This is a genomic window from Leifsonia sp. 10L418 (genome assembly GCF_056395445.1).
Map to the genome: position 1 here is coordinate 215,391 of NZ_JBFTJN010000004.1, position 13,162 is coordinate 228,552.

A 13,162-nucleotide genomic window follows, 5' to 3' on the forward strand; every position below is an offset into this window, starting at 1 on the left:
CTTTATGAACGAGGTGTATATGGTGATACTACTTGTACCGACAGTGTTGTCAAAGGGAGTGCACAATGAAGTCTCGCTACCTCAAATCCATCGTCGCAGTTGCGGCCCTCACCTCGCTCTTCGGGCTGACCGCCTGCGCCGGCGCGGGCGGTGCAGCAGCGCCCGCAGCATCGGGGGATTCGAAGACCCTCGAGGTCTGGCACGCCTACGCCGGGCAGCCCGACAAGGTGGAATTCATCAACTGGGCACTCGACGGGTTCAAGAAGAAGTACCCCGACATCACCGTCAAAGAGGTCGCCGCCGAGCAGTCGTCGTATAAGACCAAGCTGCAGACCGCGATGTCGACCGGCCACGCCCCCGACGTTTTCTACACGCTCCCGGGCGGCTTCCTCAAAGCGTTTGTCGACAGCGGACAGGTGATGAACCTCGATGACGCCCTCGCCACCGACGGCTGGGGCGACAGCTTCATCCCCAGCGCGATGAGCTCAGTCTCGTTCGACGGCTCGGCGTACGCCGCCCCCATCGATATCGACGCGGCAGCCATTTGGTACGACAAGGCACTCTTCGAGAAGAAGGGCTGGACCGTTCCGACCACGTGGGACGAGTTCCTCACCCTGAGCGACACCATCGCGAAAGACGGCATCGTTCCCGTCGCGCTCGGCAACAAAGACAGCTGGCCGGCCACCTTCTGGTTCCAGTACGCCGAAATGCGCCAGCAGGGCAGCGGCGTGGTCACCGACTTCGTGAACAAGGAGCCCGACGCCACCTTCGGCCCGAACGCCCCCGAAGCGGCGAACGTGCTCAAGACCCTCGCCGACAAGAAGTTTCTGCCCACCGGCGCGAACGGCATGAGCGACCAGGAAGCCAACATCCTCTTTCTCAACGGTCAGGCCGCCATGGTGCTGAACGGAACCTGGCAGATCGGCATGTCCGCCGACGCCCCGGCCGGTTTCGACCTCGGCTACTTTCCGTTCCCCAGCATGAAGGGCGGAGCCGGCGACCAAACGGATGTCCTCGCCGGCGTCGCCGCCGCGTTCGCAGCATCCAGCAAGCCTGCCGACAAAGAGGCTGCCGTCGACTTCCTCAAGTACATGACCAGCCCCGACGTCATGAAGGAGTACGTGAAGGTGCGCAAGACGATGGTGACGCTGAAGGGTGCGACCACCCCGGATGTCGCCGGCCCCGTGCTCTCGGGCGTCGTCACCGATCTCATCGAGAAGGCCGGACACCTCGACGCGTTCTATGACACCGCACTGCCGCCCAAGGCCACCACGACCTACTACACGACATTGCAGGGCCTGGTCGATGGCTCGGTCAGCGCCGAGGATGCGGCATCCGCAATTGAGTCCGCGGTCAAAGCCGGACAGTAACCAGGCAGTGACCGGCACCGGAAAGTAAGGATCCACCATGGCCACCACCTCCGTCATGACTGCGCCCGACCAGCGCAGTCATGGCGGTGCGCCCTCGAAGCAACCTCCGACACGGCAGTCTGACCGCCGTCGAACAGGTCGCCGCCGGGCTGCGCGCCGCGAGTCCCTCATCGCCATCCTCTTCTTGACCCCGGTCTTGGGATTCCTTTTCGCCTTCGTGGCCTATCCGCTGCTGACCGCCGGTGTGCTCTCCTTCTTCTCCTGGGACGGCTTCTCGCCCCGGGTCTGGATCGGCTTCGACAACTTCACCCGCCTCGCCGGCGACGCCGTCTTCTGGTCGTCGCTGAAGAACAACGCACTCATCGCCGTCGCCGCGGTGCTGTTCCAAGTCGGATTCGGCATGGTCATCGCCTACTGGCTGGTGCGCGTCGTACCCCGGTTCAAGCGCGCGGCAATGTTTCTCTACGTCATCCCGGTCGTCATCAGCGAGATTTGCATCGGGTTGCTGTGGTCGTTCGTCTACAACCCCTACTTCGGTCTGCTCAACGGTTTTCTCAACGTGGTCGGGCTCGGCGATCTTGCTCAGGGCTGGCTCGGCGACAAAAACACCGCGATGCCGGCTGTGCTCGTCGTGATGAACCTGACCTACCTCGGGCTCTACATCCTGCTCTTCGTCGCCGCCTTCCAAGACATCGACGAGTCGGTGTATGAAGCAGCAGCGCTCGACGGCGCCGGGCACTTCCGCACCTTCTTCGGCATCAGCGTGCCCATGATCCTCTCGAACGTGCAGGCCACCACCCTTCTCGCGGTGGTCAGCTCGTTCAAGACGTTCTCACTGATCTTCGTGATGACACGGGGCGGTCCGAGCAACGCGACGGATGTCGTCTCCACCTATCTGTTCAAGGTCGGGTTCGGAAACTTCGAAGCCGGCTACGCCTCGGCCATCGGCATCGCCCAACTGCTGATCACCGTTGTCATCGGAGTCTTCGTGCTCGGGATCTTCCGCCGCCGCGGGAAGGGAGCTGCACTGTGAGCACTGCAACCGAACCGACAACCGCACCGGCATCCACAACCGAATCCACCCGTGCCACTGCCCGCGCGACGACGGGCGCTGCCCCGCGCGGCAGCCGTCGGAAGCCGAGAGTGTCGCTGAGCTGGGGCGCGATGGTCGTCATCGGTGTCTTGGCCGTGCACCTGCTGGTTGTGCTCTTCCCATTTGTCTGGATGATCTACAGCTCGTTCAAAACCAACGCGGCGTTCCAGGCATCCGTTTGGACCCTGCCCACCGCGCTCGAATGGGACAACTACGCGCAGGCGCTCGCCGACGGCAAACTCGTGCTCTATGCCGCGAACTCGCTGCTGGTCACGCTGTCGTCGGTGCTGATCACCGTGGTCATCGCCACCGCGGCCGGCTACGCGTTCGTCATTTTCAGAACGCGCTGGATGCCCGCGGTCGAGCTGATCATGCTCATCGGGATGGCGATCCCCGCCTACATCGCGCTGGTGCCACTCGTGGCAACGATTCGCGACATGGGCCTGATGGACACCTACCTCGGTGTCATCCTGCCGACCGTTGCATTCAACCTGCCTGTCTCGGTGCTGATCATGCGCGGATTCTTCGCCACGATTCCCCGCGACCTGGTTGAGGCCGCACGGATCGACGGGGCATCGGAGTTTTCGACGTTTCTCAAGGTGATGGTGCCGATCGCCAAACCGGCCATGTTCACCACCGCCATCGTCAACGTCATCTGGGTCTGGAATGACTTCCTCTTCCCGCTGGTGATGCTGAACAGTCCCGACAAGAAGACCCTGCCGCTCGGCCTGACCGACTTCGTCGGCGAACGCATGACGAACTACCCGGTGCTGCTGGCTGCGATCCTGCTCGCCGCGCTCGGATCATTCGTGGTCTACGTCATCTTCCAACGCCAGGTCATCGGCGGTCTGACCAGCGGCGCTGTCAAACAGTGACCCACTTTTCTTCCTTCGAACGCAACGCACCAACGCAACAGAAAACGGAGTTCTCAATGAGCAAAGACGCTTCCGCATCCGCATCCGAGAAGATGAGCATCTTCAGCCGCGCCGTCTACTACGAGCCGGAGCAGAGCACGCAGTCGATCAGCTACCCGATCTTCATGTCGGCGAACTACCAGTACGCCGACGACCTCTACGACCAGGTCGTCGACGGCGCCCGCCGCGATGTGAACATCTACAGCCGGTGCGGCAACCCGAACGAGTACAAGCTCGACGACCAGATGGCCGAACTGCACGGCGCCGACAGTGCGCTGTCGGTGGCGTCGGGCATGGCCGCCATCTCGCACACGATCTTCGGTCTGCTGAAAGTCGGCGATCACATTGTCGTCGACCTCACCACCTACAGCTCCACGCACGAGTTCTTCGACCACCGCATTCAGGACTTCGGCATCACCGTCACCTTCGTCGATTCAACGGATGTCGACGCCGTCGCGGCCGCCATCGCCGACAACACGAAGGCCATCTACGTCGAGACCATCGCGAACCCGACGATGAAAGTCGCGCCGCTGCGTGCGCTGAGCGATCTCGCTCACAGCCGCGGACTCGTGCTCATCTGCGACAACACCTTCGCGAGCCCGGCGGTCTGCCGCCCGCACGAGTTCGGCGTCGACATCGTGGTCGAGAGCGCGACCAAGTTCATCGGCGGGCACAACGATGCGGTGGGTGGCGTGATCACGCTGCGCTCCGACATCCTTCCTGCCGACTGGCTCGAGCAGGTGCGCTGGGGCACGCTGACCAAACTCGGCGGTGCGCTCTCCCCGTTCAACGCGTGGTTGCTGCTGCGCGGCATCCAGACGCTGCCGTTGCGCGTCGAACGGATGACCGAGAACGCGAAGACCCTCGTCGCCTGGCTGGAACAGAACCCGGCGGTGAACCGCATCTTCTACCCCGGACACTCCTCCCACCCGCAGTTCGAACTCGCGGCTGAAATGTTCGACTCGTCGGGTGCGATGCTGACCTTCAGCGTCGGCTCGGGCGAGGAAGCGGCAGCCGTCTGCAAGGGACTCAAGCTCGCGTCGTTCGCGGCCAGCCTCGGCGGGGTGCGCACCGTCACGCAGATCCCGGCCACGATGGCATTCTTGGACATTTCCGAGGAAGAACGTCTGGAGATGGGGATCACGCAGGGCATGATCCGGGTGTCGGTCGGCATTGAGAACGCTCAGGACCTCATCAACGATTTCGCTCAGGCGATCGCCGGGGCGGTGGGTTCGGCTGCAGCAGACGGTGCGGAAGCCGACGCTGCCGACGACCTCATCGGCGATCTCGAACCGGCACTCGGCTAACTGAACGAAACGCGAAAGGAACGATCACGGTGAACGGCGCGACTTCGGTGTGTGTGCTCGGCGACCTCAACGTCGATCTCGGCCTCGACATCCCCGCCTTCCCGCCGCCGGGCGGGGATGGCGTGGCGCACCGACAACGCCTCGGGTTCGGTGGTTCTGCGGCTAACACGGCTCTGATGATCCATCGGTTGGGTCTCCCGACGTCGCTGCTCAGCTGCGTGGGCACCGACGTATGGGGCGATTTTTCGGTGGGGCAGCTCACCGAAGAGGGCATCGATCCGACTCACATTGTGCGCGACCCGGGCCAGCCGACCTCGCTCAACGTGGTGGCGGTCACCCCCGACGGTGAGCGCACGATGTTGGCCTATCGGGGCGCGAGCGGGCAGTACTCGGCGGATGCCTTGCCGGTCGCCGCGTTGTCGACGGCCCGGCATCTTCACGTGTCGGGCTATGCCTTGCTCAGCGATCCGCAGCGAACAGCGGCGTTCCGTGCCGCAGAAATCACGCGGGCCGGTGGCGGCACTGTTTCGCTGGATGTGCCGGTCGACCCGGTCACGGCGGTCCCCGAGACGCTGTGCCGGTTCATGGCTCTCGTCGACACCGTGATTGTGGGGTCTCCGGAGGCGCAGAAGCTCACCGGGTTCAACGATGACGTGCGTGCGGCCGAGGCGTTGGCCGCGCTGGGAGTCTCCCTCGTCGCCATCAAACAGGGTGCAGACGGAAGCTTGCTCCTGCGTGACGGCGTCATGGTGCAGGTTCCCACCCATCGCGTGCTGGTCGTCGATACGACAGGAGCCGGCGACTCGTATTGCGCCGGCCTCATCGCGGCCGAGCTGGCCGGCGAGACCGATCTCGCCGTCATTGGTCGTCTCGCGAATTGCTGCGGCACAGCGGCCGTCGGCACAACCGGGGCGGGCGCGAATCTCCCGGCTCTGGCCGATGTGCTCCGTGTTGTGCGGTTGCTTTCAGACGAAGATCAGGCTGGTATTGAGCGCACCCTGGACGTGTTGAGCGTGCCTGTGCGGTGAGCCGGCCGGCCTCTGGTTGAGGTCGCGTGCGCAGCTTCGGAGAATCGGGCCAGAACCAATGGTTCTGGCCCGATTTCACCTCGATTCTCGAGAATCTCCGAAGTTGCGCACGGGGCCTCGCGCGGCGCGGCCTCGTGGAGGGCACCTATTCGCGATGCCGACCGAGACGGCTGCACATTACGCAAAGGAGGAGATTCGGCGACACCCCGGGCGACGGTGGCTGGTTTCGTCGGCGTGGCGCAGAATCTCCTCCTTTGCGTGCTCCGAGTACGTGCTCCGAGTACGTGCTCCGAGTACGTGCTCCGAGCCCGTTCGAGTTCAGAGCGCGTGCGAGTTCAGAGCTCGCGCGGACTACCCGTTCGGCAGAATTACCGCACGACCCGTGATCGTTCCGGCGTGCAGACGCTCATACGCGGTCGGCGCATCCGCCAGCGAGAACGTCTCAACCTCGACGTGAAGCTGACCGCGGCGGGCCATGTCGAGTACCTCGATCAGCTCGCTGCGGCTGCCCCAGTAGGGAGCGCGCACCGCGGCGTCGTAGGCGATTCCGCCGAAGCCGACCGGCAGGGCGCCTCCGCCGATTCCGACGATCGTCACATCGCCTTCGGTCGCGACCGCGGCGCCCGCAATGGTGACGGTCGGCTGGATCCCGACGAAGTCGAAGACTGCGTTCGCGCCGAGCCCGTCGGTCAGCTCCTTGATCGTGGCGACAGCATCCGCATCGCTCAGGATGGCGTGGTGTGCGCCGACCTTGCGTGCCAGCGCCAGCTTCTCCTCGTTCACGTCGAGGGCGATGATCGTCGCTCCCGACAGAGCGCGCAGAATTTGGATGCCGACATGGCCGAGTCCGCCGGTTCCGATCACGACGGCCGTGGTGCCGGCGCCGAGTTTCGGCAGCGAGTTCTTGATGGCGTGATACGGGGTGAGCCCGGCATCCGTCAGCGACACATTGGCGACCGGGTCGAGATCGCCCAACGGAACCAGGTGTCGCGGGTCGTCGATCAGCATGTACTCGGCCATTGCGCCGGGGGCGCCGAGTCCGGGAGGGGCGATTCCCTCGGCGGCGGCATTGCTGCAGTAATTCTCCTTGCCCGCCGCACAATTGTGACAGCGGCCGCAGCCCCACGGCCCGTAGACGGCCACCGCATCGCCGACCTCGAACTGGGTGACGCCGGCGCCGAGTTCGTGCACGATGCCGGCGCCTTCGTGGCCGAGGGTGAGGGGCAGGCCGAACGTGTAGGCCTCTTCGGGAAGGCTCATGACGAACTCGTCGGAGTGGCAGACACCGGCCGCGGTGACTTTGAGGAGAACCTGGCCGGGTCCGACCTCAGGAATGGGAATCTCGACGACTTCCGGACGCGACCCGATGGTGCGGTACTGCAGTGCCTTCATGGTGATAGTGACCAATCCCGGGCGGCGCGCTGTCCTCGGTAGTGGGTGAGAGGTCGCCCGTCTCACTCGAGGCTACTCTCCGGTTCGGCGCGGGCGGGCGGTCGATGCGCCGACGTCGGCGATGAATGCGGCACGCGGCGGCTCGTGAAAGCGGATGCCCAGCCCGCGACGACGGTGGCGTTAGCGGCTGAGCAGCCCCATGCGCTCGGGGTTCTTCTCGAACCAGTCGCTGACATACCAGCAGGAGGGTACGACGCGGTAGGGCGTGCTGGCCTCGATGTCGTTGATTCCGAATTCGACGAGCTCGCCGGCGTAGCCGTGACCGCGCATCGGCGGTTGCGTGAACGTGCGGGTGAGCGCAATTGCGTTGCCGTTCACCGAGTAGTCGAGAATGCAGGCCAGCTGGCCGTCGATGCGCAGGGCGTAGCGGCGGGCATCCGGTTCGTGAACGAATTCGTGAGCCATGGTTTCAGCGTAGTCATGGCGCCAGCGAAACGACTGGGACCGCCGTGTGCCCGACATCTTTTGGCGCAGCAGCTCGCCCACCGCTAAAGTTCGTAGGCACCTGCACGGTGTCAGCGTTGATAAGAAACATCCGGGGGGATCATCGAGCTTCTCCTCGTCTACTGAACAGATGGAGCAGAGATGACCGACTACAGCACTCAGACCGCAACCCCCGGCTACGCCGCCCAGCCCGTTTCGCAGAAGTCGTTCGTCGCGACCTGGCTTCTCGCGATGCTGCTCGGCACGCTCGGCATCGACCGGTTCTACCTGGGCAAGGTCGGCACCGGCATCCTCAAGCTCATCACGCTCGGCGGTTTCGGAATCTGGGCCCTGATCGACCTCATCATTGTTCTTGCCGGCGCGACCCGTGACAAGCAGGGCCTGCCGCTGGCCGGGTATGCCGAGAACAAGATGGTTGCCCTCATTGTGACCGTCGCCCTCTACGTCGTGGGCGCCGTGAGCGGCACGGTCAACCTGCTGACCCAGCTGTCCGCCCTGCCCACCCTGAACTAACTTCGGAACCATTCACTGGGCCGGGACGACCGCTGTCGTCCCGGCCCTTTGCGGTCCGGGGGTGCTGCGTGCTTTCCCAGCTGCTGTCGGAGGTCGCCGCTACGCTCGAATCACCAATCGAAAGTGGGCCCGATGTTCTTGCTCGACGGCAGCGTGGTCACGAGTGCCAGCGATCTCTCCGCGGCATCCGCCTGCGAGTTCGCGTTTTTGCGCAAACTCGACGCCAAGCTCGGCCACAAAGATGCGGAACCCGACCCGGTCGATGCCATGCTCGACCGCACCGCCCGACTGGGCGACGCGCACGAACTGCGGGTGCTTGAACGCTACCGAGCCCAGCTCGGCGCCGGTGTCATCGAGATCGCGCGTCCCGAGCGGATGTCCCGCGACGGTATCGAAGCGGTGGCCGTCGACACGGCCACGGCCTTTGCCTCCGGCGCCGAACTCGTCTTTCAGGCCACGTTCTTCGATGACGGATTCGGCGCGGCCGGCGCCGGAGCAACCAAGGACCCGACCGCAGAAGCCAGCGCCGTCTCCTTCATCGGCTTCGCCGACTTCATCGTGCGTCAACCCGACGGCAGCTACCTGATCCAAGACACCAAACTGGCCCGCCGCGCGAAGGTCACGGCGCTGCTGCAGCTGGCGGCCTACGCCGACCAGCTCGAGCTGATCGGCGTGCGCCCGGCCGAGACGGTGGAGCTGCTGCTCGGCGACGGGGGAGTGAGTGTGCACCGGCTCGCCGACATCCGTCCGGTCTATCGCCGCCGCAAGCAGCGCCTGCTGCAGCTGATCGGTGAACGTCTCGCCGATGAGAACCCGGTGGCCTGGGGCGACCCGCGCTACACGGTCTGTGGGCGCTGCGTGACGTGCGAGGCCGAGGTGCAGCAACACCGCGACCTGCTCCTGGTGGCCGGCCTCAGGCTCACCCAGCGCGCCCGGCTGGTGCAGGCGGGAATCCGCTCGATCGACGAGCTCGCCGCATCCGCTCAGCTCGCCACGGGCGGTCAGGTCGAGGGGATCGCCGAGAACACCCTGGCGGCGCTCCGCACGCAGGCTCAACTGCAGATCAATGCGGTGCCCGGTGAAGCCCCGCCGATCGAGATGTACAACGCGTCGGCGCTCGCCGCGTTGCCCACGCCCGACCCGGGCGACATCTTCTTCGACTTCGAGGGCGACCCGCTCTACACCGAGGGTGCCGCCCAGCAATGGGGGCTCGACTACCTGTTCGGGCTGGTCGAACCCGACGGCACGTTCCGCACCTTCTGGGCGCACACCTTCGCCGAGGAACGCCAGGCATTGCGCGACTTTCTCGACTACCTGCGTGCCCGCCGGGCCCAGTTTCCGGGCATGCACATCTACCATTACGCGGCCTACGAACGCACGCATCTGCTCAGCATCGCCGCCCGGCATGGTGTCGGCGAAGACGAGATCGACCAGCTGCTGCGCGACAGCGCCCTCGTCGACCTTTATCCGTTGGTGCGGAAGGCCCTGCGGGTCGGTTCCCGCTCCTACTCGATCAAGAAACTCGAACCGCTCTACATGGGCGACGAGCTGCGCGGCGGCGAGGTGACCAACGCGGCCGACTCGATCACCGAATACGCCGACGCCCGGGAGCTCGCGGCGCACGGCGACAGCGTCGAAGCCCAACGGATGCTCGACTCGATTGCCGACTACAACCGGTACGACTGCGTGTCCACGTTGCGCCTGCGCGACTGGTTGCTCGAACAGGCCGCGGCCGGCGGCATCCCGGTCGGCCTGCATGACACGACCGACGACGAACCGGGCGAGCTGCCCGCGTCGCCGCTTCGCGACGGATTGCTGGCGCTCGCCGGAGACCCGCTCGACCCGGATCGCAGCAATGATCAGACTGCCGCCGCGTTCGCCGCCGCCGCCCTCGACTACCACCAGCGGGAGCAGAAGAGCTTCTGGTGGGGCCACTTCGCCCGGCTCGACCAGCCGATCGACGAGTGGGAAGACACCCGCGACGTTTTGCGCATCGAACGCGCGCACCTCGAGCAGGACTGGTACCGCGAGGGGCGTCAGCGCACCGATCGCCGCACGATCCGGGTCTGGGGCCGCCTGGCTCCCGGCAGCAGCATCAAACCGGGCGATCAGGCCGGCCCCTACCTGCTTTACGACTACCCCGGCCCCTACCTCGACCCGCGGGCGTCGCCCGGCGCCCGCTCGGCGCGCACCGTGAAGGTGCTCGAGGTCGGCGACGACGGCAGCTATCTGATCGAAGAGACGCTGCCGAAGGATGCCGCCCAGCACGCCCAGAAACCCGTCGCGCTCGCTCCCGCTGCTCCACCGCCCGCCGGCCAGCAGAAGCCGGCCATCGAGGAGTGGGCCCAGGCCATCGTCGACGCCCAGCCGGAGTGGCCGGCCGAACCGATGGTGGACATCCTGCGCCGGGTGCCGCCGCGCACCCGCTCGGGGATGCTCGCTCCGGCACCGCACGACCCGGCCGGCAACGAACGGATCGACGCCGTCGTGGCGAGTCTGCTCGACCTCGACCATTCCTATGTGGCGGTGCAAGGCCCGCCCGGAACCGGCAAGAGCTACCTCGGCGCCCACGTGATCACCGCGCTCGTGCAACAGCACGGCTGGAAGGTCGGGGTCGTCGCCCAGTCGCACGCCGTCGTCGAGAACCTGCTCGGCGCGGTGGTGAAAGCCGGCCTCAACCGCGATTTGGTCGGCAAGGTGGCGAAGACGGGCACGGCCAGCAGCGCGGCGGGAGCATCCGCGGCGAGCGGTTCATCCGACTCAGCAGATGACCCCCTCGACGATGTTGACGAGACTCCGTTCACCGTGCTCGCGCCGAACGGCCAACTGCTCTTCGGACTCGACAACGCCGACACCGGCTTCGTGCTCGGCGGCACGGCGTGGGATTTCAGCAACCCGGCCCGGGTGCCCCGGCAGAGCCTCGACCTGCTCGTCGTCGACGAAGCCGGCCAATTCTCGCTCGCGTCGACGATCGCGGCCAGTGTCGCCGCCGACAATCTGCTGCTGCTCGGTGACCCGCAACAGCTGCCGCAGGTCAGCCAGGGCACCCACCCCGAGCCGATCGACCAATCGGCGCTCGGCTGGGTCAGTTTCGGCCACGACGTGCTGCCGACCTCGCTCGGCTACTTTCTGGCCGAGAGTCGCCGGATGCACCCCGCCGTCACCGCCCCGGTCTCCCGCCTCTCCTACGAGGGCGAGCTGCACTCGCACCCGGCCGCGGCGCTGCGTCACCTCGACGGAATCGAGCCGGGCCTGCACATCGTGCCGGTGCGCCACCTCGGCAACGCGGTCGAATCACCTGAAGAGGCTGCTGCGGTGGTCGCTCTCGTCGAGTCGCTGCTCGGCACGCCGTGGACCGACCCGCACGAACACCGCGAGGCCGACCCGCTCACCGAGGCCGACATGATCGTGGTCACTCCGTACAACGCCCAGCTGAACACGGTGCGGGATGCCCTGGCCGCGGCCGGGTTTGCCGCGGTGCGGGTGGGAACCGTCGACAAATTCCAGGGGCAGGAAGCGGCGATTGCGATCGTGAGCCTGGCGGCATCCTCGGCCGACGACGTGCCGCGCGGTCTCGGCTTCCTGATCATGAAGAACCGGCTCAACGTGGCCATCTCGCGAGCCAAATGGGCGGCCTACCTGGTCTTCTCTCCGGCACTCACCGAGGGGCTGCCGGTGACGCCCGATGGGGTGGCCGAGCTGAGCGCGTTCATCACCCTGGTCGAGTCGGGGGTGTAGCCAGTCTCGGTGGTCGAGTCGGGTGTGGGGCCAGTCTCGGTGGTCGAGGAGCGCGCGAGCGCAGCGAGCACGTGTCTCGAGACCCCGCGAGCCGACCTTCACACGTGCGTCGCGTGCACGGAATTGGTCACCAAGCCTCGACAGGCTCGACCACCGGAACGGTGTTCTTGCACGCAATTCGCACGTTTTTCTCAGCGCGAAATCCTCTGACGGTAAACGGACGCCTCATTTCCCGCGTACCGTTAACAGGTGGTTTTCATATCTTGGACTTCGAGGTCACTGGAGCCACGCCCAGGAGAGGCACTACCGTGAGCGACGAATGTATCCATGGCTTTGACGACGGACTGTGTGCCAGTTGTTTTCCCCAAGCTGTACCTGATGTAGCCCGTGTGGTTTCGAACCCTTCGCAGCGCGCCAGCAAGGCACGCGAGAAGGTGGCGCCGACGACCCTGCGCTCCGCACCGGTTGCTCCCAAGGGTGGCGCGCTGAAGCCCACCGTTTCGCTGCGTTCCGCCCCGGTGAAGGTCGGCGACCAGCGGATCTACCACCTCACCCACATCAAGAACCTGGCCAGCATCCTCGAAAGCGGCACCCTGTACGCCGACGCGAGCGAGGCCTGGGACGAGTCCCGCCCCGCCTTCGACATGTCGTCGGAGGGCAACCGGGAGTGGCGCCGCACCACCCGCGTCGCCGGTGACGACACCGAGAGCATTGCCAGCTATGTGCCCTTCTTCCTCTCGCCTGATGCGAGTGTCTGGGAGAGCATCCGTTCGCACTCGATCGACCCGCGCCTCACCAAGAAGGCGACCGACGCTACGGCGACCGACTTCGTCATCCTGGTCAGTGCTGTCAAGAATGCCACCGAGCTGCACCCGGCCGACGTTGCCGAGAACGATGCGGCGATCGTTGTGACGGATGCCGACGCAGCGTTGGAGCGCACCCGTTTCGGTGAGACGCGCGACTCGGCTCTGCGTCTGCTGCACCACGTGCGCCAGAACGCCGATGCCGGCGCGCTGCTCGAGGCTGAATTCCTCGTGCGCGATGAGTTCCCGTTCGAGCAGATTGTGCTGATCGGTGTCTCGAACGACCGCGTGCGGGATGCCGTCAAGGCCATCCTCAAGCCCTCGGGCTACCGCACCAAGGTCGCGGTCTACCCGCCGTGGTTCTTGCCGTCGGAAGAGACGACCGAGGTCTAGAACCTCCTCGTTGGTCGAGGAGCAGCCGACGGAGTCGGCCGCGTCTCGAGGCCTCGTGAGCCAGCCTCTGAACCAGGTTGAGTCTGTGTGTCGGCACGCGAGATCTC

At 65.6% G+C, this 13,162-nt stretch carries 10 protein-coding genes; 8 read left to right on the top strand and 2 right to left on the bottom strand.

The window, feature by feature from the left end; all coding sequences use genetic code 11:
* The first annotated feature begins 65 nt into the window (after positions 1-65).
* From AC1DCF_RS11250 to AC1DCF_RS11270, 5 genes are read left to right on the top strand one after another with little or no spacing between them, the layout of a single operon-like run.
* Positions 66-1,370 (top strand): ABC transporter substrate-binding protein, encoded by a 1,305-nt coding sequence (locus tag AC1DCF_RS11250; RefSeq protein ID WP_477211096.1) that lies wholly within the window; start codon positions 66-68, stop codon positions 1,368-1,370.
* 37 nt (positions 1,371-1,407) lie between these two features.
* Positions 1,408-2,403 carry a carbohydrate ABC transporter permease gene (locus AC1DCF_RS11255; protein WP_477211097.1) on the top strand — a complete coding sequence of 332 codons (996 nt, stop codon included), beginning with the start codon at positions 1,408-1,410 and terminating at the stop codon, positions 2,401-2,403.
* Positions 2,400-3,338, top strand: coding sequence for a carbohydrate ABC transporter permease (locus AC1DCF_RS11260; RefSeq protein ID WP_477211098.1), 939 nt, complete (start codon positions 2,400-2,402; stop codon positions 3,336-3,338). Before AC1DCF_RS11255 ends, AC1DCF_RS11260 begins: the two co-directional genes overlap by 4 nt.
* 56 nt (positions 3,339-3,394) lie before the next feature.
* Positions 3,395-4,684 carry a trans-sulfuration enzyme family protein gene (locus tag AC1DCF_RS11265; RefSeq protein ID WP_477211099.1) on the top strand — a complete coding sequence of 430 codons (1,290 nt, stop codon included), beginning with the start codon at positions 3,395-3,397 and terminating at the stop codon, positions 4,682-4,684.
* Positions 4,685-4,713: 29 nt separating this feature from the next.
* Positions 4,714-5,712 (top strand): carbohydrate kinase family protein, encoded by a 999-nt coding sequence (locus AC1DCF_RS11270; protein ID WP_477211100.1) that lies wholly within the window; start codon positions 4,714-4,716, stop codon positions 5,710-5,712.
* A 351-nt stretch (positions 5,713-6,063) separates the two neighbouring features.
* Here the strand turns inward: AC1DCF_RS11270 and AC1DCF_RS11275 are convergent, their stop codons facing one another.
* Together AC1DCF_RS11275 and AC1DCF_RS11280 are read right to left on the bottom strand one after the other, a co-directional pair.
* Positions 6,064-7,104 (bottom strand): NAD(P)-dependent alcohol dehydrogenase, encoded by a 1,041-nt coding sequence (locus tag AC1DCF_RS11275; RefSeq protein WP_477211101.1) that lies wholly within the window; start codon positions 7,102-7,104, stop codon positions 6,064-6,066.
* Positions 7,105-7,284: 180 nt separating this feature from the next.
* Positions 7,285-7,569 (bottom strand): GNAT family N-acetyltransferase, encoded by a 285-nt coding sequence (locus AC1DCF_RS11280; RefSeq protein WP_477211102.1) that lies wholly within the window; start codon positions 7,567-7,569, stop codon positions 7,285-7,287.
* Between the two features lie 180 nt (positions 7,570-7,749).
* Between AC1DCF_RS11280 and AC1DCF_RS11285 the strand changes: the two genes are divergently transcribed.
* From AC1DCF_RS11285 to AC1DCF_RS11295, 3 genes are all read left to right on the top strand, one after another.
* Positions 7,750-8,121, top strand: a complete 372-nt coding sequence (locus AC1DCF_RS11285; RefSeq protein ID WP_441790003.1) for a TM2 domain-containing protein — start codon at positions 7,750-7,752, stop codon at positions 8,119-8,121.
* A 132-nt stretch (positions 8,122-8,253) separates the two neighbouring features.
* On the top strand, positions 8,254-11,859 hold the full coding sequence (locus AC1DCF_RS11290) for a TM0106 family RecB-like putative nuclease (protein ID WP_477211103.1): 3,606 nt from the start codon (positions 8,254-8,256) through the stop codon (positions 11,857-11,859).
* A gap of 389 nt (positions 11,860-12,248) precedes the next feature.
* Positions 12,249-13,055 carry a DUF4433 domain-containing protein gene (locus AC1DCF_RS11295; protein WP_477211104.1) on the top strand — a complete coding sequence of 269 codons (807 nt, stop codon included), beginning with the start codon at positions 12,249-12,251 and terminating at the stop codon, positions 13,053-13,055.
* Positions 13,056-13,162: the final 107 nt, after the last annotated feature.